Here is a 22,171-nt window from a genome sequence, read left to right on the forward strand (position 1 = left end):
GGCTACCGCGCCGTCGCCTCCTCGACGCGGTCGAGCCACTCGCCGACGAGGGCGTCGAACAGCGCCGGCTGCTCGATCTGGAGGTTGTGCCCGGCGCGGTCGAGGACGGCGAAGGTGGCGCGCGGGTAGTGCTCGAGGAGGCGCCAGGCGTCGCGGTAGCCGGTCGAGGAGTCCTGGCGGCCGAGCAGGAACAGCGTCGGGCCGGCGTAGGTCCGGGGCTCGAGCGGGAACGTCCCGGCGTAGCGCGACTCGATGCGTCGGACCGTCTCGGGGTCGGCCGCGGCGAGGCCGGGCACCACCTCGGCCTCGGTGCGCCGCCAGGTCTCGGGGGTCTGCACGACGCCGACGTCGTCGGCGTCGAGCGCGGCCGCCCCGACGTCGGACAGCAGCGCCGGGTCGCGCACCAGGACGCGGTGCGGCGGCACGTCCCGGCGGGCGTGCTCGGGCACGATCATCGGGCACAGCAGCGCGAGCCCCCGCACCCGCGCGGGCTCGGCGGCCACGAGCCCGCGCGCGAGGTACCCGCCGTACGACTCGCCGACGACGACGTACGGGCCGGGGACGAGCTCGTCGACCGCGGCCCGGACGACCGCCAGCACGTCGTCGGTGCTCGCGACGCCGGACGCCGGGCTCGCGCCCATCCCCGGGAGGTCGAGATAGACGCGGCGCCAGTCCCGCCGTCCGGCGAAGGCGCCCTCGAACGCGGTCAGCATGAGGCGGTGGTCCACCGGGAACCCGTGCAGCAGCACGATCGTGGGGGTGTCCGGTCCCGGCGCGGCTCCGCGCTCGACGACGTGGACCGGGGAGCCTGCGGCATCGATCATCACGGGCGGCACGCTACGGCGGGCCGCCCACAGGGGCCGGTCGCCGACCTAGGCTGTGGCCCATGATCATCGGCGTGGGCATCGACGTGGTGGACGTCGCCCGGTTCATGGCGACCGTCGAGCGGGTGCCGCGCCTGCGCGAGAAGCTCTTCACGGAGGCCGAGCGCGACCTGCCGGCGTCGTCCCTCGCGGCCCGGTTCGCGGCGAAGGAGGCCATCGCCAAGGCGCTGGGCGCGCCGGGGAACCTGCACTGGCACGACGCCACCGTGCACCGCACCGTCGGCGGGCCGCCCGAGGTCGAGTTGCGCGGCACCGTGCGGGCCCGCGCCGACGAGCTCGGGGTGACGGCCTGGCACCTGTCGATCTCCCACGACGCCGGCATCGCGTCCGCCATGGTGGTGGCGGAGGGCTGACGGCCCCGCCGTGCGGGACGTCAGCCGACGGACCGCCACCAGTCGAGCGCGACCGGCAGCGCGGTGAGCACGCTGACGTGGCCCGCGCGGGGCCGCAGCCACAGCTCCGCGGCGGGCAGCGCGTCGAGCAGGAGGTCGGCGTGCTGCCGGGGCACCACGCGGTCGGCGCCGCCCTGCACCACCAGGGTCGGGGGAGCGACGTCGCCGAGCGCCACGCCCCAGGGCCGGACGAACGCGAGGTCGTCGTCGACCTGCCCGCCGGGCCACTCCTGGCCGGACCGCGAGGCGTCGGCGCCCAGCGCCGCCCACGTGCCGGCCAGCGTCGCGTAGTCGTCGGCGGTGAAGCTCGACTCGTCGAACTGCGCCGTCTCGGCGTGCCGCTCGCGGGCGGCCGGCCCGTCGAGGGCGGCGCGCAGGCCTCCGTCGTCGACCATCCCGGCGAACCAGGGGCCGTCCCGGCCGGGGCCGGGGTACGGCGCGACGCCCGCGAGGGTGACCGCGCCGGACACCAGGTCGGGCCGGAGCGCGGCGAGGGCCAGCGCGTGCGGGCCGCCGCCCGAGGCGCCGACGGCGAGGCACCGGGTCACCCCGAGCACGTCGAGGGCGTGCGCCACGTCCGACGCGGCGTCCGCCACGGTGCGCCCCGGGCGGCGGGTGGACCCGCCGTACCCGGCGCGGGCCGCGGAGACCACCCGCAGCCCGCGCTCCCGGGCGGCGTCGACGACCGGCGGCAGCAGCGCGCCGGACTGGGGCGACCCGTGGTGCCAGACGACGGCGTCGGCGGACGGCGGGCCGTCGTCGTACGCGACGAGCCGCCGGCCGTCCGGCAGGTCCAGCTCGTGCCGCGAGCCCGCCCCTGTGCCCACCGGCTCAGCCCTGCAGCTCCGGGATGACCTGCCGCTGGAAGAGCTCGATCTGGTCGCGGTCGGCGGCCGCGTTCGGGAAGTAGGTGATGGCGTACGTCATCCCGAGGTCGCCCAGGCCGGAGAGCTTCTCGACGATCTGCTCCGGCGTGCCGACCAGCGGGCTGTTGCGCCAGCTCGCGATCTCGCTCTCGCCCCGCTCGCCCGGCGCGTACTTGCGGAAGTGGGACTCGATCCAGGCGAAGCGGTCGTCCACCTCGGCCTGGTTCTCCCCGATGACCACGTTGTAGTCGGACGAGCGCGTGATCTCCCCGAAGTCACGACCCACGTCGCGGCAGTGCTGCTCGAGGATCGCCGACTTGCGGGCGAAGCCCTCGGGGGAGCCGTCGAAGTTCGTGTACTGCGCGAACCGCGCGGCGATGCGCAGGGTCTTCTTCTCGCCGCCGCCCGCCACCCACAGCGGGACGCTCGGCACCTCGGCGCCGCCGTCGCCCACCGGGAGCCGCTGCAGCGGCTGCGGGTAGCAGAGCGCGCCGTCCACCTGATAGGTCTCGCCGTCGAACGTCCCGGACGACCCGGTGCGCCACATCTGCGTGATGATCTGCAGCCCCTCGTCGAGGGCGCGCAGGCGCTCGCCCGCGCGGGGAAAGCCGTAGCCGTACGCGCGCCACTCGTGCTCGTACCAGCCCGCACCGATGCCGAGCTGCGCGCGGCCGCCGGAGATCGCGTCCACCGTCGAGGCGACCTTCGCCAGGTAGGCCGGGTTGCGGTACGACATGCACGTGCACATCTGGCCCAGCTTCACCCGCTGGGACGCCGCCGCGAACGCCGCCATCAGCGTCCACGCCTCGTGCGTGGCCTCGGTGCTCGGGACCGGGACGGTGTGGAAGTGGTCGTACACCCAGACCGAGTCCCAGGCCCAGGGGCCGCCGGGGATCGGCTCGCCGGCCGCGGCGTTGTCGGCGTAGTGGAGCAGGGACAGCATCGTCTCCCAGTGCTGCTCCGGGGGGACGTCGGTGAGCGAGTGGCGCCAGCCCTGCGGGATGAAGAGTCCGAATCGCATGGGCCCGAGCCTATGCCTCGACCTGCGGCGACGCTGCGGGGCACGGCGGCGCGCGGCAGGATGCGTCCCATGATCTCCGCCTGGTCCGCCGCCGACGTCCGCGCCGCCGAGGAGCCGCTGCTCGCGGCGGGGGTGCCCCTGATGGAGCGGGCGTCGTTCGCGCTCGCGACGCACGTGCTGCGCGACGTCGCCGCCCGCCGCGGCCCGGTCCGTGGCGCGCGCGTGGTCGTGCTCGCCGGGGCGGGCAACAACGGCGGCGACGCGCTGCACGCCGGTGCGGTGCTCGCCCGGCGCGGGCTCGCGGTCACGGCGGTGCTCGTGGCCGAGCGCTTCCACGCGGGCGGTCGCGCGGCGCTGGAGCGCGCGGGCGGCCGGGTCGTCGAGCTGTTCGCGACGCCCGACGCCCTCGGCGCGGTGGTCGACGACGCCGCCCGCGCCGACGTCGTGCTCGACGGCCTCGTCGGCATCGGCGCACGCGGCCCCCTGCGCGACCTCGCCCAGGACGTTGTGAGCGGGTTCTTGGCCCGCATCGACCGGCGTGTCGGGGCCAAGCACCCGCTCACAGCGGCGGGGGACGACCGGCCGCGGGTGGTCGCGGTGGACGTGCCGTCGGGCGTCGGGGTCGACGACGGCGCCGTGGCCGGCCCGGTGCTGCCGGCGGACCGCACGGTGACGTTCGGCGCCGCCAAGCCCGGCCTGCTGCTGCCGCCGGCGGCCGGCCTCGCCGGCGAGGTGAGCGTCGTGGACATCGGGCTGGAGCCCGCCGGGGCGCCCGCCCTGCGGCGGCTGGGGCCCGCCGACGTCGCGGCCTCGTGGCCGGAGCCCGGCCCTGCGGACCACAAGTACACGCGCGGCGTGGTCGGCGTCGTCGCGGGCACCGCGACCTACCCCGGTGCGGCCGTGCTGACGACCACGGCCGCCGTGCGCACCGGCGCCGGCATGGTGCGGTACCGCGGGTCGCGCGACGTCGGCGGGCGCGTGCTGGCTACCCGGCCCGAGGTCGTCACGGCCCCCGGTCGGGTGCAGTCGTGGGTCGTGGGGCCCGGCGTCCCAGGCGGACCGGAGGCGGCGCGCGCGGGCGAGGACGACGGCACGGACGACGGGCAGCACGAGCGCGGCCGGGCGGCGCTCGCCGCGGCGGCCGGACATCTCGCCGGGACCGCGGGCGGGCCGGTGCCCGCTGTCGTCGACGCGGGCGGGCTGGGGCTGCTCGACGAGCACGTGCCCGCGTGGTTCGTGCTCACCCCGCACGCCGGGGAGCTGACGGCGCTGCTGCGGGCGCGCGGCGAGGACGTGCGCCGCACCGACGTCGAGGCCGAGCCGATGCGGTGGGCCCGCCGCGCGCACGAGCTGACGGGCGCGACGGTGCTGCTCAAGGGCGGCGTGACCGTCGTCGTCGGCCCGGACGTGGCGTACGCCCAGGCCGACGGGCCGGGCTGGCTGGCCACCGCGGGCGCCGGCGACGTGCTCGCCGGGGTGCTGGGCGCGATGCTCGCAGCCCGGTCGCGCGACGTCGTCGAGGAGCCGGCGCTCGCGGCGGAGGTCGCCGCCGCGGCGGCGCTGGTGCACGGTCGTGCCGCGCACCGTGCCCGGCCCGGCGGGCCGGTAGCCGCGCTGGACGTCGCTCACGCGGTGCCCGGTGAGGTCGCCGCGCTGCTGGAGACTGCCCGAACTACCTCGCGGTGACCTGGACTACCTCGCGGGGGGCTGGACTACCTCGGCAGGTGCTTCTCCACCAGCTCGACGACGGCCGGGTCGTCGGGGACGGTCTGCGGGGAGAACCGGTGCACCTCGCCGCCGGGCAGCACGACGAACTTCTCGAAGTTCCAGCGGATGCGCCCGTCGTGCCCGCCGGCGTCGGCGGTCTTCTTCAGCTCGGCGTACAGCGGGTGCGTGTGGCGCCCGTTGACCCGGATCTTGGAGACCACGGGGAACGTGACCCCGTAGGTGGTGGAGCAGAACTCGGCGATCTTCTCGTCGGTGGACAGCTCCTGGAGGAACTGGTTGGAGGGGAAGCCGATCACGGTGAACCCGCGGTCGGCGTACGACTTCTGCAGCTGTTCCAGCGCCTCGTACTGCGGGGTGAGCCCGCACCGCGAGGCGACGTTGACCACCAGCACGACCTCGTCGCGGTGCTCCGCGAGCGTGGTCGTCGTGCCGTCCATGCGCTCGAACGGGATGTCGTAGAGGCTCATACGGCCCATCATGCCGCGCGGGACAATGGTCCGGTGCCACCCGGTCCGCGCAAGCACGTCCCGCCCCTGCCCGTGCGGGACGGCCTCAACCCCACACGCCTGGTGCTGCCCCACGACCCGGCGAGCACGGCCCGGTACGCGACGGCGGCGCAGTACCTGCTGGAGCGGTTCGACGCCGACGCGGCCCGGCTGCGGGAGAAGCTCGCCGCGGGGGAGGTGGTGACGGGGACGGGCGCCGTCGTCGACGACGCGACCCCCTACGAGCCGCGCGGCTTCCTCTACCTGTACCGCGACCCGCCCGCCGACGAGCCGGAGGTGCCCGCGCTCGACGAGCTGGAGGTGCTGCACCGCGACGACGACCTGCTGGTCGTGGACAAGCCGCACCTCGTCGCCACGATGCCGCGCGGGCGGTGGGTGACCCGCACCGTGCTCGTGCACCTGCGCGCGACGCTCGACCTGCCCGAGCTGGTGCCCGCGCACCGGCTGGACCGGCCCACCGCCGGCGTCCTGGTGCTCACCGTGCGGCCCGAGGTGCGCGGCGCGTACCAGACGGCGTTCCAGGACCGGGCCGTGCGGAAGGTCTACGAGGCGGTCGCGCCGCTGCCGGAGCCGGGGGCGGTGCTCGACCGCGACGGCACGACGACGGTCCGCTCGCGCATCGTCAAGCACCGGGGCGTGGTGCGCGCCCAGGAGGAGCCCGGGGAGCCGAACGCGGAGTCGCGGGTGACGCTCGTCGCGCGGGACGACGCCCGCGGCCTCGGGCTCTACCGGCTCGAGCCGCACACGGGCAAGACGCACCAGCTGCGCCTGCACATGGCGTCCCTGGGGCTGCCGCTGCTGCACGACCCGTTCTGGCCGGTGCTGCGCGACGACGCGCCCGACGACCCGGACCGGCCGCTGCAGCTGCTCGCCCGCTCGCTCGCGTTCGTCGACCCGATCAGCGGCGAGCATCGCGAGTTCCGCTCCCGGCGTCGCCTCGCCGCATGGCCCGCCGGTGGGGACACGGGTGACGGCGGGAGCGACGGGACGCGGTGAGAGAATCGATGACCGTGAGCACCGAGGTCCCGTCCGAGGTCCCGACCGACACCACCCCCGCGTCGGCCGGCCCGAGCGTTCCTGACGACTTCCCCGACGACGCGCTGGCGCGCGCCGTCGTGGACCTGTCGGCCGTGCGGGACAACGTGCGCGCCCTGGCGGGCCACGCCTCCGGCGCCGCGGTGATGGCCGTGGTCAAGGCCGACGGGTACGGGCACGGGATGCTCCCGGTGGCGCGGGCGGCGCTCGCGGGCGGCGCGACGTGGCTCGGCACGGCGGTCCCGGCCGAGGCGCTCGCGCTGCGCGCCGGCGGCGTCACGACGGACGACGCCCGGGTGCTCACCTGGCTCGCCACCCCCGGCGCGCCGTTCGACCGGCTCGTGGCGGCGGGCGTCGACGTCGGCGTCGCGGCCCCGTGGGCGCTCGACGAGGTGGCCGCCGGGGCGCGGGCCGCGGGCGAGCCGGCGCGCGTGCACCTCAAGGTCGACACGGGACTGGGACGCAGCGGGATCATGCCCGCGGACCTGCCGGACGTCGTGCGCCGGGCGGCCGCGCTCGAGGCCGAGGGCGTGCTGCGGGTGGTCGGCGTGATGTCGCACCTGGCGTGCGCGGACGAGCCCGGGCACCCGTCGATCGCGCTCCAGGCGGCGGCGTTCGACGCGGCGGTCGCCGTCGTCGAGGGCTCCGGGGCGTCGCTCGAGGTGCGGCACCTCGCGAACTCCGCGGCCGTGCTCACCGACCCGCGGCTGCACTACGACCTGGTCCGCCCGGGCATCGCCGTCTACGGGCACTCGCCGGTGCCGCAGCTGGGCGCGCCGGGTGACTATGGGCTGCGCGGGGCGATGACGCTCCAGGCCCGGCTCGCGACGGTCAAGGACGTGCCGGCCGGCCACGGCGTGTCGTACGGGCACCACTACACGACGCCGCGCGACACCCGGCTGGGCGTGGTGCCGCTGGGCTACGCGGACGGCATCCAGCGGCACGCGTCGGGCGGCAGCCTCGGCGTCGGCGGGCCGGTGGGCGTCGGGAGCGCTGCGTCCGCCCGCGTGTTGCGCGTGGCCGGGCGGGTGTGCATGGACCAGTTCGTGCTCGACCTGGGGCCGGCCGGGACCGAGCGCGCGGGCGACGTGGTGACGCTGTTCGGGGCGTCGGACGGCGTCGACCGCGGGGCGACCGTGCCGAACGCCGAGGACTGGGCCCGCGCCGCGGGCACCATCAGCTACGAGATCGTCACGGGCATCGGGGCGCGCGCGGTGCGCGCGTACACGGGCCTCGACAAGACACCCGACACGGAGACCTGGAAGGAAGTGCAGCGGTGAGCGACGTCGTCGTGCGGACGGAGACGGACCTGCCGGACGCGGAGTCCACCCGCGCGCTGGGGGCGGCCCTGGCGGGGGTGCTCCGCGCGGGGGACCTGGTGATCCTCACGGGCGACCTGGGGGCGGGCAAGACGACGCTCACGCAGGGGCTCGGGGCGGCGCTCGGCGTGCGCGGCCAGGTGGCGTCGCCCACGTTCATCGTGGCGCGCGAGCACCCGCCGCTGCCCCGCGAGGACGGCTCGCGGGGTCCGGCGCTGGTGCACGTGGACGCCTACCGGCTCGGCGGCCTGGGGGAGCTCGACGCGCTGGACCTGGACTCCTCCCTCGACGAGTCCGTCACCGTCGTCGAGTGGGGCCGCGGGCTCGCCGAGGCGCTCACTGACGACCGGCTCGAGATCGACCTGGAGCGGCCGCGCGGCACGGCGGCCGGTGCGGATCCCGACGCCGGCGCCGACGACGAGGCCGACCCGGGCGCCGGGACCCGCCACGCGACGCTGCGCGGCGTCGGCCCCCGGTGGGCCGGCGTCGACCTGGCCGCACTCACCGCGCGCTGACCCGTCGAGCACGTCGCTCCCGGGCGGGCGGCGGGAAACGTAGGCTGAGACCGTGGCAGTTCTCGCATTGGACACCTCCGCAGCCGTCGCCGTCGCGCTCGTCGACCCGGGCGGCGCCCGGCTCGCCGCGCGCTCGGCGGACGAGCGCCGCCGGCACGCCGAGTCGCTGGCCCCGCTCGTCGACGCGGTGCTCGCCGACGCCGGCCTGGACCGCACGGACCTCACGGCGGTCGCCGTGGGCACCGGGCCCGCACCCTTCACCGGCCTGCGGGTCGGCCTGGTCACCGCGCGCACCCTGGCGCTCGCGCTCGGGATCGACGTGCTCGGCGTGCCCAGCGTCGACGCGCTCGCCGTGCAGGCGGTCGCCGACCTCGGCCTGACGCCGGGCGACGAGGTGCTCGTCGCGACCGACGCGCGCCGCAAGGAGGTCTACTGGGCGCACTACCGCGTCGTCGCGCACGAGGGGCCGCACGCCGTGCCCGTGGTCGAGACGCTGGCCGGGCCAGGCGTGGACAAGGCCGCGGCCGTCGCCGCCCGCCTCGCGGACGCCCCCGCGGACGGCCGGCTGGTCGTCGTGGGCGAGGGCGCGAGCCTCTACCCCGAGCACCTGCCCGCCGACGACGACGGCCCGCTCGTGCCCGACGCCGCCGTCCTGGCGCGCCTCGCGCTCGCGCGCCGCGCCGCGGGCGAGGACCTGCCCACCGAGCCGCTGTACCTGCGCCGGCCCGACGTCCAGGAGCCCGCGTCGCCGCGCCTCGTCCCCGCCACCGGGAGCCCGGCATGACCACCGAGCAGCCCACGGTGGGCGAGCCGGCGGCGGAGCGGCCCGAGCAGCGCGAGCCGCCCCACCTGCCGCGCACCGTGCAGCACGTCTACGCGCCGTCGTGCCGGCTGCGACCGCTGGGCAGCGCCGACTTCGACCGGGTGCTCCAGCTCGAGCGGGTGCTGTTCGGCGCGGGGGCATGGACGTACGGGATGCTCGCCGACGAGCTGGCGGCGCTCGGCCGCTGGTACGTCGTGGCCGAGCCGGCGGGGCCGGACGCCGTCGCGGTGTACGGGGTCGGGCCCAAGCCGGTCGTCGGCTACGCCGGGCTCTGGTTCGACGGCGACGTCGCGCAGGTCATGACGATCGGCGTCGACCCGCACTACCAGCGGCACGGGGTCGGCCGGGCGCTCCTGGAGGCGCTCGTGGAGCGCGCCCGCAAGCTCAGGGCGGAGGCGGTGCTGCTCGAGGTGCGGGTGGACAACGAGCCCGCGCTCGCGCTGTACGAGCGGCACGGCTTCGAGCGGATCGGGCTGCGCAAGCGGTACTACCAGCCGGAGGACAAGGACGCCTTCACGATGCGCCTGGACCTGCGGGGCCATCGGGCGCCACGAAGGACGGCGTCGTGACCCGCGAGGACACGCCGCGATCGCGGGTGCTGGTCACGGTCGCCGAGCTCGCGGCGGACCTGCGGCTGAGCGCCGGGCCCGACCCGGCGGACGGCGCGCCCGTGCTGCTCGACGTCCGCTGGGCGCTCGGCATGACCGACGGCCGCGAGCGGTACCTCGGGGGGCACCTGCCCGATGCCGTCTACGTGGACCTGGAGTCCGAGCTGGCCGCGGAGGCGTCGCCCGAGGAGGGGCGCCACCCGCTGCCCTCGGCGTCGTCGTTCCAGCGCAGCGCGCGGGCCTGGGGGCTGCGGGGCGACTCGCGCGTCGTCGTCTACGACACGGTGGGCGGCACGTCCGCGGCCCGCGCGTGGTGGCTGCTGCGCTACTTCGGCGTCGCGGACGTGCGCATCCTCGACGGCGGCCTGCCCGCCTGGGTGCGCGCGGGCTACGCGCTGGAGAGCGGCGACGTCACCCGCGCGCCCGGCGACCTCGTCGTGCGGCCGGGGCACCTGCCCGTGCTCGACGCCGACGACGCGGCGGAGCTGGCCGAGACGGGCGCGCTGCTGGACGCGCGGGCCCCCGAGCGGTACCGGGGCGAGACCGAGCCGGTCGACCCGCGGGCCGGCCACGTGCCGGGCGCCGTGAGCGCGCCGACCACGGAGAACCTCCGCGACGACGGCACGTTCCTCGACGAGGAGTCGCTCCAGGGGCGGTTCGCCGACCTGGGCCTGAGCGCGGCCGACGACGGGGACGCCGACGGCGCGCTCGCCGTCGGCGTCTACTGCGGCTCCGGCGTGACGGCGTCCCACGAGATCGCCGCGCTCGCCTGCGCGGGCATCACGGCGGGCCTGTACCCGGGCTCCTGGTCGCAGTGGTCGAACGACCCGACGCGCCCGGTGGCCGTCGGCGACCGTCCCTCCGGCGATTGAGCCTGTCGAAATCCCGGGACCGGGTTTCGACAGGCTCAACCAGCGGTTCACGGGTCAGAGGATCTCGGCGACCTCGTCGAAGGAGAGCCGCGGGCCGCGCGGGTACGGCGAGCCCTCGCCCTCGGCGTGGCCGACGTTGATCACCAGGAACGACTTCCAGCCGGACTCGGCGAAGAACTCGCCGTCCACGCCGTCGAAGTCCATGCCGTTCATCGGGCCGGCGGCCAGGCCGGCGGCGCGCAGGCCGACGATGAGGTAGCCGGCCTGGATGAGGGCGTTGCTGCGGGCCATCTGCTCACGGACGTCCGCGGCGGGCTCCAGCTGGTCCTTCATGCCGGGGTAGGCGGGGAACAGGGTGTCCAGGTGCTGGTGGAAGGCCGGGTCGGCGGCCAGCACGAGGGAGACGGGGGCGCCGGCGACGCGGTCCTTGTTGCCGTCGTTCATGTGGGTGACGAGGCGCTCGCGGGCGTCGCCCGAGCGCACGACGAGGACGCGCAGCGGCAGCGTGTTCATCGCGGTCGGACCGAACTTGGCCAGGTCCCACGCGGCGGCGAGCTGCTCGTCGGTGACGGGCTCGTCCGTGAAGAGCGAGGTGGTGCGGGCGGCGCGGAACAGGAGGTCCGCCACGTCGTCGCCGACGGCGAGGGGCGTGGTCGGGTGCGTCAGGGTCTCGGTCATGGTTGCCTCAACGGATAGATGCAGACGCATGATTCCGCGGACGGGCGTGACGTGCCCCACACCGCCCTCACGAGGGGCGACGTCGCTCAGAGGGCGGTCAGCGGCTCGAAGTCGAACCCGTCGGCGCGCGCGAGGTACAGCCGCTGCTCGGCGTGGTTGCCGCGGAACCGGACCAGCCCGCGCGGCCCGGTGTAGGTGAGGCCGTCGACGGACCGGTCGGTCGCGGCGACGGCGGCGCTGCCCGCCCGCTCGACGATGGTCCGCAGCGCGAGGATCCCCTCGTAGCAGGCCTCCGCGGCGGCGCCGACGGCGGGCGCGTGCAGCCCGTGGTGCGCCGTGTAGCGGCCGACGAGGTCGAGGGCCTCGCCGGTGGCGAGGCTGCGGAACCAGCCGCCGGCCGAGTAGAGGTTCGCGGTGGCGCCCGCGCCGCTGCCCATGAGCATGTTCTCCTCCATGAGCGTGCTGAGGCGCACCACCCGCTCGTGCAGGCCCCGGCGGGCGAACAGGCGGTTGAACCGCACCCCGTTCTGCCCCACCATCAGCAGCAGCACGCCCTCGGCGCCCGAGCGCTCCACGTCGTCGAGCGTCGCCGCGAGCTGCGCGTCGCTCGCGCCCTGCTCCGGCAGGAAGCGCGCCCCCGCGAAGCCGGCGCCGAGCCCGGCCAGCCGCGGCGCCAGCGCGGCGTACGTGCCGCGGGGCCAGGCGTAGTCGTCCCCGACGACGAACCACCGCCGTGCCCCCGTCTCGGACCGCAGCCGCTCGATCGCGGGGAAGAGCTGGGCCGACGGCACCTCGCCGGTGACGTAGAGCCCGGGCCGGGTCTCGGCGCCCTCGTACGCCGCGGGGTACACGTACGGGACGCGGCGCTGCACCAGCGGCACGACGGCGTGCCGTACCGCCGACGTGTGCCACCCGGTGAGCCCGTGGAGGCGGCCCGCGTCGAGCGCCGCGCCGAGCCGGTGGCGCAGCTGGGGCGCGGGCTGCCCGGCGTCGAGCAGCTCGGCGCGCACGGGGCGGCCGAGGATGCCGCCCGTGGCGTTGAGCTCGGCGACCGCGAGCTCCGTGACGGCCTGGCACGAGGGGCCGTAGATCCCGCCCGGCCCCTGGAAGTGCAGCAGGACGCCGACGACGAAGTCCGACATGACGTCCCGTCCGCGCGAGGGGGCCGCGTCCCGGGCCCCGGCCTGTGATGGCCGGTAGTGTACGAGCACCACGGAAGGCGGGTCAGCATGCGGACGGCTGTGCGGTCGGGGAGCACCACGACGGAGCCCGGTGGGGACGTGCCCGAGGCGCCCGCCGACCTCCTGCGCGACTCCGTGCTCGCGGGGCGTCGTGCCGCGCGCCGTGCCGCCGACGTCCTGGCGCAGGCCGGGTGCACGGTGGACGAGTGGCTGGTGCTCGGCGCGCTGGGCCGCCGCCCGGGCGCCACGATGTCCGAGCTGCGCGCGGCGACCGTCACCGACAAGGCGACGCTCGGACGCCGCGTGGACGCGCTCGTCACCCGCGCGCTGGTGTACCGCGAGGTGGACGCGTTCGACCGACGCGTGATCCGCGTCCACCTGTCGTCGCGCGGGCGGGACGTGCTGTCAGGCCTCGACGCGCGGCTGGCGCAGGCGGAGCATGCCGACCAGCCACGCGACGAGTAGCACCCCGGCGAGCACCAGGCCGTACGGCTCGAGGCTGGCCGACGCCCCCGGCAGGCCGGACAGCGCGGGCACGCGCTCGGCGGCCACCTGCATCAGCGTGACGCCGCCGATGCCCACCGCGGCCGCCGCGGACACCCCGGTGACGAGCACGTCGTAGCGCAGGCGACGCCCGCCGGCGGCGCCTCCCGGTCCGCCGGCCTGGGCGTACGCGCGGCGCGCGGCCGAGCCCTGCAGGGAGTCCAGGAGCGACATGCCCGCCGCGAACAGGACGGCCAGCGGCAGCGGTGCGTACCAGGGCACCTGACCCAGCGCGGCCGACGCCGTCATCGCGAGCAGGCCGATCTCCGTGGCGGTGTCGAAGCCCAGGCCGAAGACGAGGCCGACGCCGTACATCCGGCCCGGGCGGTCGGTGGCCCACGCGAAGCGGCGCAGCGCCCACGAGACGGGGCCGCCCACGGACTCGACGTCGTGGTGGTGGCCGCCCCCACCCCGCGCGGCGCGCAGGGCGCGGCGGAGCATCAGCACGTTCACGACGGCGATCGCCAGCAGGAAGGTGCCGGACACCACCGGCCCCCACACCCCGGTGAACCGGCGCCACGGGGACGACTCGTCCTCGAGCGCGGGCGCGAGCGCCTGCACGCCGACGGCGAGCAGCACCGCGGCGGCGACGACCACCGTCGAGTGGCCGAGCGAGAACCACAGCCCCACCCCGCGGGCGTCGCGGCCCTCCCGCACGAGCCGCCGGGTGGTGTTGTCGATCGTGGCGATGTGGTCGGCGTCGAACGCGTGCCGCAGGCCCAGCCCGTACGCGGTGAGGGCCATGACGAGCGTGACCGCGCCCGCGCCGCCGTCGAGCGCGAGGGTGGCGGCGAGGCCGCCGACCCCCACGACGTGCAGGGCGACCACGACGGGGACGGTGCGGGTCATGCGATCTCCTGACGGGGGAGGGCCGGTACGAGGTCGGACCGGTGCAGCGGGCTGAGATGAGCGGACGTGCCCAGCCAGCGCGTCAGCTCGCCGCCGCGCTCCAGGCGCAGCGTCACCGCGCCGTCGGCGCGCGGGGCGCCGGGCTCGGCGGCCGGCGCCGTCTCGTCCCCGCCGGACCCGTGCAGGCGCGTGACGGTGTCGATCACGCGCAGCCCGCCCAGCACGCCGGGCACGGGCCGGTCGCCCGCGGCGGCGACCTCCTCCACGAGCAGGGGCCCGTCGTCGTCGACCGCCGTGGAGCGCAGCAGCACGCGGCCGCCGGCCTCGCCGTCGCGCCCGAGCACGACGGTCTCGCGCAGCACCAGCCGCGCCCCGGCGCCGAGGACGGCGTCGGTGGACCGGGTCACGTCCGCGCCGGTGGACACGACGAACGGCAGGCCCCACCACGTGAGCCGGGCGCCGGCCCCGAGGCGCACCTCGACGTCCCACCGGCACGGCGCGCCGTCGCCGTCGTACGCGACCGTGCCGCCGACGTCGGTCAGGGTGAGCGCACACCCGTCGGCGACGCGGACGCGGACGGTCACGTGGTCGCCGCCGAGCAGCACCGCGCCCGTCGCGACCAGCGCCACCTCGGCGTGCTCGGTCCCGCGCGCGACGGTCCGCACGGCGAGCAGGTCGTCCCGCGTGCGGACGCGCACGGGCGCGCCCGGCACCGCGGGCCGGTCGACCTCGACGAGCGTGAGCCGCACGTCAGTGCGCGTGCGCGTGCTCGTGCCCGGGCTCATGCGCGTGCTCATGGTCGGCGTCGCCGTCCGCGTGGGTGTGCAGCACGCCGCCGCCCGCCTCGTCGGCGTGGAAGTGCGGCGCCATCGGGCCCGGGTCCTGCGCCACGTGCGCGCCGGCGCGGAACAGGTCGAGCACGCCGAGGAGCCACGCCCGCAGCTCCGCGACGGAGGCCGGGTCCGTGCGGGACAGGGCGACGACGTCCCGCCCGTCGCGGGCGGCCGACGCGTCGGCGACCATCTGCGCGACGTCCACCCCCACGTGCGGCGCGAGGTCGGTCTTGTTCACCACGAGCAGGTCGGCGCGGCCGATGCCGGGGCCGCCCTTGCGCGCGACGTCGCCGCCGCCGGCGACGTCGAGCACGAAGATCTGCGCGTCCACGAGGGCGGGGGAGAAGGTGGCGGTGAGGTTGTCGCCGCCCGACTCGATGACCACGAGGTCGAGGGGCGCGAAGTCGCGCTCCAGGTCCTCGGCGGCCAGCAGGTTGGCGGTGACGTCGTCGCGGATCGCGGTGTGCGGGCAGGCGCCCGTCTCGACGGCGCGGATGCGCTCCGGGTCCAGCACGCCGGCGGAGCGCAGGAAGCGGGCGTCCTCGTCGGTGTAGATGTCGTTGGTGATGACGCCGATCCGCAGCTCGTCGGCCAGCGCGCGGCACACCGTGGCGATCAGCGAGGACTTGCCGACGCCGACGGGGCCGGCGACACCGAGGCGCAGGGCGCGGGCGGGAGCGGGGTTCGTGGGGGGAGTGGTCTCAGGCACGGAACAACCTCTGGGTCGTGAGGGCGTGGGCCTCGGCCCAGCCCTCGGTCAACGGGGCTCCGGAGGCCGGGATGTCCTCCGGGGTGGCGCACGCCGCGACGCGGAGCACGTGCTCCTCCGCCGCCGCGCACGCGTCGAGGACCCACCGCGCGGGGGCGAGGGGGTCCAGCGGCTCGAGCTTGAGCAGGGCCGACGCCGCGGTCTGGGCGTCGTCGTAGACGGTGAGGCGGACGACGTCCGCGGGCGGGAGGCCGGTTGCCGCCGCGATCGCGCCGAGCACGACCGCGCGCGGCAGGGCGCCGGCGCCCCGCGGGCCGCCCGGCGCGTGGCCGTCGGGACGGCGCGATGCCGCGTCGTGGTCCACCAGCACGCGGACGGCCGCGCTGCCCGGCCACAGCGTGCGCGCGACGCGCAGGTAGCCGCGCCCGAGCAGGCGCGAGGCGTCCCGCAGCGCGGGCGACGGCGTCCGCGCCGCCCAGGCGCGGACCACGGCGTCGACCCGGGAGCCGTGCTCGGGCGCCCCCGGCTCGGCGTCGGCGAGCAGCCGCGCGGCGACGACGGCGGTGCCGGCCTCCACGAGGCTGACCGTCGTCGCGCGCCCCACCATCCAGGCGGGCACGTCGGACGGCGGCATGCCGCCGCGCAGCGCGGGCTCGAGGCTCGCGGAGTGCGCGTGGCCGCCGCCGGGCAGGCGGGCGTCGGCGAGCAGCAGCGCGACCGTCGCGGGGTGGGGGGCGAGGAGCGTCATGGAGACCTGGCCCGGCTCAGAACATCGAGTAGAGCTGGGCGAGGGGCAGCCGGGCGGCGGGCGCGGGCTCCACCAGGTCGCCGTCCACCCGGATCTCGAAGGTGTCGGGGCGGATGTCGATGGCCGGCAGTGCGTCGTTGTTGCGCATGTCCGCCTTGGTCAGGCCCCGCGTGGGCGCGACGGCGGCCAGCCCGCGGCGCAGGCCGAGCCGGGAGGCCAGGCCGTCCTCGATCGCAGCCGGCGCGACGAACGCGAGCGAGTGGTCCGCGCCGACCGCGTCGCCGAACGCCGGGCGCTGCAGCACGGGCTGGGGCGTGGGGATGGACGCGTTCGGGTCGCCGAGCGCGGCCCAGGCGATGACCCCGCCCTTGATCACGAGCTCCGGACGGAACCCGAAGAACCGCGGGTCCCACAGCACCAGGTCGGCCAGCTTGCCGGGCTCCACGGAGCCGATGTGCGCGTCCACGCCGTGCGCCACGGCCGGGTTGATCGTGTACTTCGCGACGTACCGCCGGGCGCGCTCGTTGTCTGCCGGCTCGGCGGACGACAGCGCCCCGCGGCGGTGCTTCATCACGTGCGCCACCTGCCAGGTGCGGGTGATCACCTCGCCGATGCGGCCCATCGCCTGGGCGTCGGAGGAGGTGATGGAGATGGCGCCCAGGTCGTGCAGCACGTCCTCGGCGGCGATCGTCGTGGCGCGGATGCGCGACTCGGCGAACGCGAGGTCCTCCGGGACGGCCGGATTGAGGTGGTGGCAGACCATGAGCATGTCGAGGTGCTCGGCCACCGTGTTCACCGTGTGGGGGAGGGTCGGGTTGGTCGACCCGGGCAGCACGTGCGGCAGGCCCGCGATGGTGAGGATGTCGGGGGCGTGCCCGCCGCCCGCGCCCTCCACGTGGTAGGCGTGGATCCCGCGCCCGTCGATCGCGTCGATCGTGGACTGCACGAAGCCGGCCTCGTTGAGCGAGTCCGAGTGCAGCGCCACCTGCAGGCCCCACTCGTCCGCGGCCCGCAGCGCGGCGTCGAGGGCCGCGGGCGTGGAGCCCCAGTCCTCGTGCACCTTGTAGCCGGCCGCCCCGGCGAGCGCCTGCTCGGCGAGGGACTCGTCGCTCACCGTGTTGCCCTTGCCCAGCAGCAGCACGTTGAGCGGCAGGTGGTCCAGCGCGCGCAGCACGGACCGCAGGTGCCAGGCGCCGGGGGTGACCGTGGTCGCCTTGGAGCCCTCCGACGGTCCGGTGCCGCCGCCGGCGACGGTCGTGATGCCGGTGGCGAGCGCCTCGCGCAGCGCGGACGGCGACAGCAGGTGCACGTGCGGGTCGAAGCCGCCTGCGGTGAGGATCCGGCCCTCTCCGGAGATCACGTCCGTGGACGGCCCGATGACGAGGTCGGGGTGCACGCCGTCCGCGACGTCGGGGTTGCCGGCACGGCCCAGGGCGACGATCCGCCCGCCGCGCAGCCCGACGTCGGCCCGCACCACGCCCCACCAGTCGAGGACGACGACGCCGGTGATCACGGTGTCGGGCGCGCCGTCCGCGCGGGTGCGGGTGGACTGCGCCATCGACTCCCGGATCGACTTGCCGCCGCCGAAGACGGCCTCCTCACCGCCGACCGTGCGGTCCTCGGTGACCTCGATCCACAGGTCGGTGTCGCCGAGGCGCACCTGGTCGCCCACCGTCGGTCCGTACAGCGCGGCGTAGCGCGCGCGGTCGATCCAGACCATCAGCTCTCCTCCGTCCCCGCGACGGGCCCCAGGGCGCCGCCGTCGGCCTTGCCGCGCTGGATGCCGGGGACGCGCCGCGCGCCGCGGATCGTCACGGCGTCGACCTCGCGGCTCACGCCGGGCTCGAACCGCTGGGACGTGCCCGACGGTACGTCGAGCCGGAAGCCGTGGGCCGCGGCGCGGTCGAAGCGGAGCGCGGCGTTGGCGTCGGGCAGGTGCACGTGCGAGCCCACCTGGACCGGGCGGTCGCCGGTGTTCTCGACGACGAGCCGCAGCCGCTCGGGGGCGGGCCGGGGGTTGAGCTCGATCCGGCCCGGGGCGACGCGGACGGCGCCGGGGCCGGTGGGCGCGGGTGCGGACACGGGGCCCTCCTGTCAGGTCGTGGGTCGTGGTCAGGGGATGGGGTGGTGCAGGGTGACGAGCTTGCGGCCGTCGGGGAACGTGGCCTCGACCTGGACGTCGGTGAGCAGCTCGGGCACGCCGTCCATGACCTGCTCGCGGGTCAGCACGTCGCGGCCGTCCTGCATGAGGGCGGACACGTCGGCGCCGTCGCGCGCCCGCTCGATGACCCAGCAGGCGAGCAGCGCGACGGACTCGGGGTGGTTGAGCCGCACGCCGCGCGCGAGCCGGTCGCGCGCCACCATGCCGGCGACGGCGAGCAGCAGCTTCTCGGTGTCGGCGGGGGTCAGGTGCACGGGAGCTCCTCGGGTCGGGCGGACGGTCGGCCGGTCACAGCGCCATCGCCTCCCGCGCGCCCGCGACGGCGGCGGCCCCGCCGCCCGCGCCGCGGTGGGTCACCCGCCCGGAGGCGAGGACGGCGTACTCGGCCGCGTGCTCGACGGCGTAGCCGAGGTGCTGCTCCACCAGCAGGGCGGACAGGCCGCCCGCGGTCGTCAGCGTGGTGATCGCGGCGTAGATCTCGGTCACGACGTTCGGCTGGATGCCCTCGGCGGGCTCGTCGAGCACCAGCAGGCGTGGCCCGGTGACCAGCGCCCGGGCGATGGCGAGCTGCTGGCGCTGGCCGCCCGACAGGAGGCCCGCCTGGCGGCCGAGCAGGTCGCGCAGGGCGGGGAAGAGGTCGAGCGCCTCGTCGGTGCGCCGTCGGCCCGCGGCGCCGTGGGCGTCGGCCACGACCTGCAGGTTCTCGCGGGCGGTGAGCTGGCCGAACGACTGCTGGCCCTGCGGCACGTAGGCGATCCCCGCGCGGACGCGGCGGTGCGTCGCCCAGCGGGTGACGTCGTCGCCGGCCAGCCGCACGGCGCCGGAGCGCACCGGCAGCAGGCCCAGCACCGCCTTGAGGAGCGTCGTCTTGCCCGCCCCGTTGTGGCCCAGCACCGCGCTGAGCGACCCCTCCGCGACGGCGAGGTCGACGTCGTGCACCACCGTCGTGCGGCCATAGCCCGTGCTCACGCCGTCCAGCTCGAGCATCATGCGGGTCCCTCCGTCGTCGTGGCCCTGCTGTCGGCCGAGGCGCCCGTGGGGGCGCCGAGGTACACCTCGACGACCGCCGGGTCCCGCTGCACCTCGGCCACGGTGCCCTCCGCCAGGACCCGGCCCTGGTGCATCACGGTCACCGAGTCGGCGTAGGAGCGCAGGAACTCCATGTCGTGCTCCACGACCACGACGACGCGCTGCGAGCCGACCCGGCGCAGCAGCTCGCCGGTCTCCTCGCGCTCCGCCTGGGTCATGCCCGCGACGGGCTCGTCGAGCAGCAGCAGGTGCGCGTCCTGCACCAGCAGCATCCCGATCTCGAGCCACTGCTTCTGGCCGTGCGCCAGGACGCCGGCCGGGACGTCGCGCAGGGCGGCGAGCCCGACGGTCTCCATCGCCTGCTCGACCGCCTCCGGGACGCCGCGGCGCCGCCGCAGCAGCGTGCCCGCCCGGCGTCGCGCGCCCGCCGCGATGTCGAGGTTCTGCAGCACCGTGAGCTCCTCGAACACGCTCGCCGTCTGGAACGTGCGGCCGACGCCCGCGCGGGCGACCCGGTGGGTGGCGCGCCCCAGCAGCTCGGTGCCGCCGAAGCGCGCCGACCCCGCCGCGGCCCGGACCAGGCCCGTGACCGCGTCGATGAGGGTCGTCTTGCCCGCGCCGTTCGGCCCGATGAGGAACCGCAGGTCCCCCTGGGTGACGGTGAGGTCCACGTCGCGGACGGCGACGAACCCGCCGAACTCGACGCGCAGCCCCCGCACCTCGAGGTAGTCGTGGCGGAACCGGGCGGTGTCGTCGCCCAGCAGCGCGTCGGCAGCCGCCAGGTCGATCTCCGGCGTGGTCATGCGCGGCTCCCTTCGGGCAGGAGGTCGGCGGCGTCCGGCGCGGTCGCGCCGTCCGGCGTCGCGGGGGCGTCGGGCTCGTCCTCGCGCACGGGTCGCCGGCGGCGCCAGGTCGCCAGCAGGGAGGCGAGGCCGCCGGGCAGGAACGCGACGACGAGGATGAACAGGGCTCCCTGGAGGTAGATCCAGCCGGACGGGAACTGCTCGGACATGGAGGTCTGGGCCCAGCTCACGGCGATCGACCCGAGCACGGGCCCGAGCAGCGTCGCGCGACCGCCGATCGCCACCCCGACGAGGAAGCCGATCGACGGCACCACCCCGACGTCGGCGGGGGAGATGATCCCCACGATGGGCACGAACAGCGCCCCGCCCACGGCGGCCATCACGGCCGCGACGACGTAGGCCGCCGTCTTGATCGCCGCCGGGTCGTAGCCGAGGAACCGCACGCGGTCCTCCTGGTCGCGCACCGCGACGAGCACCTCGCCGAAGCGTGAGGTCATGAGCTGGCGGGCGACCAGGACCATGACGAGCAGGACGCCCGCGGCGATCAGGTAGAGCATCCGCTGGTTGACCGGGTCCGCGAGGTCGTAGCCGAAGAACGACCGGAACCCGTTGAGCCCGTTGGTGCCGCCCGTCGTCTGCTGCTGGCCGATCAGCAGGATGGCGAACGCGGCGGCGAGCGCCTGCGAGAGGATCGCGAAGTACGCGCCGCGCACCCGCCGGGTGAACACCGCCCAGCCGAGCAGGGCCGCGAGCGCGGCGGGCACCAGCACCACCAGGGCGAGCGCGACGGCGGGGGAGCGCAGCGGCTCCCACCACCCCGGCACCTCGCCCGTGCCGTAGAGCATCATGAAGTCGGGCACGCCGCCGGGGCCGGCGTCGGCCAGCTTGAGGTGCATCGCCATGAGGTAGGCGCCCAGGCCGAAGTACACGCCCTGGCCGAGGGTGAGCAGCCCGCCCCGGCCCCAGGCGAGGCCGATCCCGACGGCGACCATCGCCAGGCAGAGGAACTTGCCCAGCAGGCCGAGCCGGAACGGGCTGAGCAGCACCGGGGCGACGGCGAAGAGCAGGACGGCGGCGAGGCCGAACCCGGCCAGGGCGCGCGCCCGGCCGGGGCGGGTCAGCGCCGACAGGCGCCCTGCGACGGAGGTGGTGGGGGTGCTCATGCGAGGCTCCTCGTCCGGACCGACACCAGACCCTGGGGCCGGACCTGCAGGAAGGCGACGATGACGACGAAGACCAGCACCTTCGCGACCGACGCCGTGGTGGAGTACTCGAAGAACGCCTGCAGCAGGCCGAGCGCCGTCGCCGCGATGACGGTGCCCTTGACCTGACCGATGCCGCCCGCGACGACGACCAGGAACGCGTCGACGATGTAGCTGGTGCCGAGGGTCGGGCCGACGGACCCGAGCAGCGTGAGGGCCACGCCCGCCACGCCGGCCAGCCCGGAGCCGATGAAGAACGTCAGCCGGTCGGTGGCCCGGGACGAGATGCCCGACGCCTCGGCGAGGTCCCGGTGCTGCACGACGGCCCGGATCCGCCGCCCCAGGGGCGTGGCCCGCAGGACGAGGGCCAGCGCGACGACGCACACCACGGCCAGCGCCAGGATGAACAGCCGCGTCTTCGGCAGGGCGAGCCCGCCGACGGTGACCGCGCCGGACAGCCAGCCGGGCGCGGCCACGTCGACGTTGGGGGCGCCGAACACGTCGCGGGCCACCTGCTGCAGCACGAGCGCGACGCCCCAGGTGACGAGCAGCGTGTCGAGCGGGCGCCGGTACATGCGGTGGATGAGCGTGGCCTCGAGCAGCAGCCCGAGCGCCCCGCCCACCAGGAAGCCGAGCGGCAGCGACACGAGCAGGCTCGCGCCGGGGTCGCCGAGGAGGCCCTGGATCACGAACGCCGTGTAGGCGCCCGCCATCATGAACTCGCCGTGGGCCATGTTGATCACGCCCATCTGACCGAACGTCAGGGCGAGGCCCAGGGCCGCGAGCAGCAGCACGGAGCCGAGGCTCAGGCCCGCGAACAGCTGGGAGAGGAGGGTGTCCATGTCGTGTCCGTGTCCCCGGCGCGC

At 76.3% G+C, this 22,171-nt stretch carries 26 protein-coding genes; 9 read left to right on the top strand and 17 right to left on the bottom strand.

The genetic code is table 11. The features are described from left to right. Positions 1 to 2: 2 nt before the first annotated feature. Positions 3 to 824 (bottom strand): alpha/beta fold hydrolase, encoded by an 822-nt coding sequence (locus AAG589_RS06805; protein WP_430567160.1) that lies wholly within the window; start codon positions 822 to 824, stop codon positions 3 to 5. A gap of 62 nt (positions 825 to 886) precedes the next feature. On the opposite strand from AAG589_RS06805, the gene AAG589_RS06810 reads away from it, so the two are divergent. Continuing rightward, positions 887 to 1,237: a holo-ACP synthase gene (locus tag AAG589_RS06810; RefSeq protein WP_430566487.1), complete on the top strand. Its 351-nt coding sequence runs from the start codon at positions 887 to 889 to the stop codon at positions 1,235 to 1,237. Between the two features lie 20 nt (positions 1,238 to 1,257). Here the strand turns inward: AAG589_RS06810 and AAG589_RS06815 are convergent, their stop codons facing one another. Continuing rightward, complete coding sequence (locus AAG589_RS06815; protein ID WP_430566488.1) at positions 1,258 to 2,103, bottom strand: alpha/beta fold hydrolase; 846 nt, start codon at positions 2,101 to 2,103, stop codon at positions 1,258 to 1,260. 4 nt (positions 2,104 to 2,107) lie between these two features. Then, complete coding sequence (locus AAG589_RS06820) at positions 2,108 to 3,163, bottom strand: LLM class F420-dependent oxidoreductase (protein WP_430566489.1); 1,056 nt, start codon at positions 3,161 to 3,163, stop codon at positions 2,108 to 2,110. A 69-nt stretch (positions 3,164 to 3,232) separates the two neighbouring features. Here AAG589_RS06820 and AAG589_RS06825 point away from each other — a divergent pair, with 69 nt between their 5' ends. Continuing rightward, complete coding sequence (locus AAG589_RS06825; protein ID WP_430566490.1) at positions 3,233 to 4,849, top strand: bifunctional ADP-dependent NAD(P)H-hydrate dehydratase/NAD(P)H-hydrate epimerase; 1,617 nt, start codon at positions 3,233 to 3,235, stop codon at positions 4,847 to 4,849. A gap of 26 nt (positions 4,850 to 4,875) precedes the next feature. Here the strand turns inward: AAG589_RS06825 and AAG589_RS06830 are convergent, their stop codons facing one another. Next, a complete protein-coding gene (locus AAG589_RS06830; protein ID WP_430566491.1) occupies positions 4,876 to 5,358 on the bottom strand; it encodes a glutathione peroxidase in 483 nt (160 codons plus the stop codon). Positions 5,359 to 5,391: 33 nt separating this feature from the next. On the opposite strand from AAG589_RS06830, the gene AAG589_RS06835 reads away from it, so the two are divergent. From AAG589_RS06835 to AAG589_RS06860, 6 genes are all read left to right on the top strand, one after another. Next, complete coding sequence (locus AAG589_RS06835; RefSeq protein ID WP_430566492.1) at positions 5,392 to 6,393, top strand: pseudouridine synthase; 1,002 nt, start codon at positions 5,392 to 5,394, stop codon at positions 6,391 to 6,393. A 104-nt stretch (positions 6,394 to 6,497) separates the two neighbouring features. Then, positions 6,498 to 7,712: an alanine racemase gene (gene alr / locus AAG589_RS06840; protein WP_430567161.1), complete on the top strand. Its 1,215-nt coding sequence runs from the start codon at positions 6,498 to 6,500 to the stop codon at positions 7,710 to 7,712. Next, the gene (gene tsaE / locus AAG589_RS06845) at positions 7,709 to 8,266 is read left to right on the top strand and encodes a tRNA (adenosine(37)-N6)-threonylcarbamoyltransferase complex ATPase subunit type 1 TsaE (RefSeq protein WP_430566493.1); all 558 of its coding nucleotides are present in this window, start codon (positions 7,709 to 7,711) and stop codon (positions 8,264 to 8,266) included. The genes alr and tsaE overlap by 4 nt, the downstream gene beginning before the upstream one ends. Positions 8,267 to 8,318: 52 nt before the next feature. Beyond that, positions 8,319 to 9,050, top strand: coding sequence for a tRNA (adenosine(37)-N6)-threonylcarbamoyltransferase complex dimerization subunit type 1 TsaB (gene tsaB, locus AAG589_RS06850; RefSeq protein WP_430566494.1), 732 nt, complete (start codon positions 8,319 to 8,321; stop codon positions 9,048 to 9,050). After that, the gene (rimI, locus tag AAG589_RS06855) at positions 9,047 to 9,658 is read left to right on the top strand and encodes a ribosomal protein S18-alanine N-acetyltransferase (protein WP_430566495.1); all 612 of its coding nucleotides are present in this window, start codon (positions 9,047 to 9,049) and stop codon (positions 9,656 to 9,658) included. Before tsaB ends, rimI begins: the two co-directional genes overlap by 4 nt. Next, positions 9,655 to 10,569, top strand: coding sequence for a sulfurtransferase (locus AAG589_RS06860; RefSeq protein WP_430566496.1), 915 nt, complete (start codon positions 9,655 to 9,657; stop codon positions 10,567 to 10,569). The genes rimI and AAG589_RS06860 overlap by 4 nt, the downstream gene beginning before the upstream one ends. A 54-nt stretch (positions 10,570 to 10,623) precedes the next feature. Here the strand turns inward: AAG589_RS06860 and AAG589_RS06865 are convergent, their stop codons facing one another. After that, positions 10,624 to 11,247, bottom strand: coding sequence for a malonic semialdehyde reductase (locus AAG589_RS06865; RefSeq protein WP_430566497.1), 624 nt, complete (start codon positions 11,245 to 11,247; stop codon positions 10,624 to 10,626). An 86-nt stretch (positions 11,248 to 11,333) separates the two neighbouring features. Continuing rightward, the gene (locus AAG589_RS06870; RefSeq protein ID WP_430566498.1) at positions 11,334 to 12,389 is read right to left on the bottom strand and encodes a substrate-binding domain-containing protein; all 1,056 of its coding nucleotides are present in this window, start codon (positions 12,387 to 12,389) and stop codon (positions 11,334 to 11,336) included. An 87-nt stretch (positions 12,390 to 12,476) separates the two neighbouring features. Here AAG589_RS06870 and AAG589_RS06875 point away from each other — a divergent pair, with 87 nt between their 5' ends. Beyond that, the gene (locus AAG589_RS06875) at positions 12,477 to 12,893 is read left to right on the top strand and encodes a MarR family winged helix-turn-helix transcriptional regulator (protein WP_430566499.1); all 417 of its coding nucleotides are present in this window, start codon (positions 12,477 to 12,479) and stop codon (positions 12,891 to 12,893) included. On the opposite strand, the gene AAG589_RS06880 is transcribed toward AAG589_RS06875, so the two are convergent. The 11 genes from AAG589_RS06880 to urtB are packed head-to-tail and all read right to left on the bottom strand — an operon-like array spanning position 12,834 to position 22,147. Further along, positions 12,834 to 13,820, bottom strand: a complete 987-nt coding sequence (locus AAG589_RS06880; RefSeq protein WP_430566500.1) for a HoxN/HupN/NixA family nickel/cobalt transporter — start codon at positions 13,818 to 13,820, stop codon at positions 12,834 to 12,836. The genes AAG589_RS06875 and AAG589_RS06880 overlap by 60 nt on opposite strands. Further along, a complete protein-coding gene (locus AAG589_RS06885; protein ID WP_430566501.1) occupies positions 13,817 to 14,617 on the bottom strand; it encodes an urease accessory protein UreD in 801 nt (266 codons plus the stop codon). Before AAG589_RS06885 ends, AAG589_RS06880 begins: the two co-directional genes overlap by 4 nt. Beyond that, on the bottom strand, positions 14,571 to 15,362 hold the full coding sequence (ureG, locus tag AAG589_RS06890; protein WP_430566502.1) for an urease accessory protein UreG: 792 nt from the start codon (positions 15,360 to 15,362) through the stop codon (positions 14,571 to 14,573). The genes AAG589_RS06885 and ureG overlap by 47 nt, the downstream gene beginning before the upstream one ends. Then, the gene (locus tag AAG589_RS06895; RefSeq protein WP_430566503.1) at positions 15,355 to 16,110 is read right to left on the bottom strand and encodes an urease accessory protein UreF; all 756 of its coding nucleotides are present in this window, start codon (positions 16,108 to 16,110) and stop codon (positions 15,355 to 15,357) included. The genes ureG and AAG589_RS06895 overlap by 8 nt, the downstream gene beginning before the upstream one ends. Before the next feature lie 16 nt (positions 16,111 to 16,126). After that, on the bottom strand, positions 16,127 to 17,830 hold the full coding sequence (locus AAG589_RS06900; protein WP_430566504.1) for an urease subunit alpha: 1,704 nt from the start codon (positions 17,828 to 17,830) through the stop codon (positions 16,127 to 16,129). Further along, complete coding sequence (ureB, locus tag AAG589_RS06905) at positions 17,830 to 18,192, bottom strand: urease subunit beta (RefSeq protein WP_430566505.1); 363 nt, start codon at positions 18,190 to 18,192, stop codon at positions 17,830 to 17,832. Before ureB ends, AAG589_RS06900 begins: the two co-directional genes overlap by 1 nt. Positions 18,193 to 18,222: 30 nt before the next feature. Beyond that, the gene (locus AAG589_RS06910) at positions 18,223 to 18,525 is read right to left on the bottom strand and encodes an urease subunit gamma (protein WP_430566506.1); all 303 of its coding nucleotides are present in this window, start codon (positions 18,523 to 18,525) and stop codon (positions 18,223 to 18,225) included. Positions 18,526 to 18,559: 34 nt separating this feature from the next. After that, entirely contained in the window at positions 18,560 to 19,261 is a 702-nt protein-coding gene (locus AAG589_RS06915; RefSeq protein ID WP_430566507.1) for an ATP-binding cassette domain-containing protein, read from the bottom strand. Next, positions 19,258 to 20,103 (bottom strand): urea ABC transporter ATP-binding protein UrtD, encoded by an 846-nt coding sequence (gene urtD, locus AAG589_RS06920; RefSeq protein WP_430566508.1) that lies wholly within the window; start codon positions 20,101 to 20,103, stop codon positions 19,258 to 19,260. Before urtD ends, AAG589_RS06915 begins: the two co-directional genes overlap by 4 nt. After that, positions 20,100 to 21,266 (bottom strand): urea ABC transporter permease subunit UrtC, encoded by a 1,167-nt coding sequence (gene urtC, locus AAG589_RS06925; RefSeq protein WP_430566509.1) that lies wholly within the window; start codon positions 21,264 to 21,266, stop codon positions 20,100 to 20,102. The genes urtD and urtC overlap by 4 nt, the downstream gene beginning before the upstream one ends. Further along, the gene (urtB, locus tag AAG589_RS06930; RefSeq protein WP_430566510.1) at positions 21,263 to 22,147 is read right to left on the bottom strand and encodes an urea ABC transporter permease subunit UrtB; all 885 of its coding nucleotides are present in this window, start codon (positions 22,145 to 22,147) and stop codon (positions 21,263 to 21,265) included. Before urtB ends, urtC begins: the two co-directional genes overlap by 4 nt. Between the last annotated feature and the right edge of the window lie 24 nt (positions 22,148 to 22,171).

Origin of the sequence: Isoptericola sp. F-RaC21 (genome assembly GCF_038593535.1) — a bacterium.
Lineage (GTDB): Bacteria > Actinomycetota > Actinomycetes > Actinomycetales > Cellulomonadaceae > Isoptericola.

Bases quoted from the DNA above. Each gene is read 5' to 3' on its own strand.
- AAG589_RS06805 (WP_430567160.1), bottom strand. From the start codon at position 824: ATGATCGATGCCGCAGGCTCCCCGGTCCACGTCGTCGAGCGCGGAGCC.
- AAG589_RS06810 (WP_430566487.1), top strand. From the start codon at position 887: ATGATCATCGGCGTGGGCATCGACGTGGTGGACGTCGCCCGGTTCATG.
- AAG589_RS06820 (WP_430566489.1), bottom strand. From the start codon at position 3,163: ATGCGATTCGGACTCTTCATCCCGCAGGGCTGGCGCCACTCGCTCACC.
- AAG589_RS06825 (WP_430566490.1), top strand. From the start codon at position 3,233: ATGATCTCCGCCTGGTCCGCCGCCGACGTCCGCGCCGCCGAGGAGCCG.
- AAG589_RS06830 (WP_430566491.1), bottom strand. From the start codon at position 5,358: ATGAGCCTCTACGACATCCCGTTCGAGCGCATGGACGGCACGACGACC.
- rimI (WP_430566495.1), top strand. From the start codon at position 9,047: ATGACCACCGAGCAGCCCACGGTGGGCGAGCCGGCGGCGGAGCGGCCC.
- AAG589_RS06865 (WP_430566497.1), bottom strand. From the start codon at position 11,247: ATGACCGAGACCCTGACGCACCCGACCACGCCCCTCGCCGTCGGCGAC.
- AAG589_RS06870 (WP_430566498.1), bottom strand. From the start codon at position 12,389: ATGTCGGACTTCGTCGTCGGCGTCCTGCTGCACTTCCAGGGGCCGGGC.
- AAG589_RS06875 (WP_430566499.1), top strand. From the start codon at position 12,477: ATGCGGACGGCTGTGCGGTCGGGGAGCACCACGACGGAGCCCGGTGGG.
- AAG589_RS06880 (WP_430566500.1), bottom strand. From the start codon at position 13,820: ATGACCCGCACCGTCCCCGTCGTGGTCGCCCTGCACGTCGTGGGGGTC.
- AAG589_RS06885 (WP_430566501.1), bottom strand. From the start codon at position 14,617: ATGAGCACGCGCATGAGCCCGGGCACGAGCACGCGCACGCGCACTGAC.
- AAG589_RS06895 (WP_430566503.1), bottom strand. From the start codon at position 16,110: ATGACGCTCCTCGCCCCCCACCCCGCGACGGTCGCGCTGCTGCTCGCC.
- AAG589_RS06900 (WP_430566504.1), bottom strand. From the start codon at position 17,830: ATGGTCTGGATCGACCGCGCGCGCTACGCCGCGCTGTACGGACCGACG.
- AAG589_RS06915 (WP_430566507.1), bottom strand. From the start codon at position 19,261: ATGATGCTCGAGCTGGACGGCGTGAGCACGGGCTATGGCCGCACGACG.
- urtD (WP_430566508.1), bottom strand. From the start codon at position 20,103: ATGACCACGCCGGAGATCGACCTGGCGGCTGCCGACGCGCTGCTGGGC.
- urtC (WP_430566509.1), bottom strand. From the start codon at position 21,266: ATGAGCACCCCCACCACCTCCGTCGCAGGGCGCCTGTCGGCGCTGACC.
- urtB (WP_430566510.1), bottom strand. From the start codon at position 22,147: ATGGACACCCTCCTCTCCCAGCTGTTCGCGGGCCTGAGCCTCGGCTCC.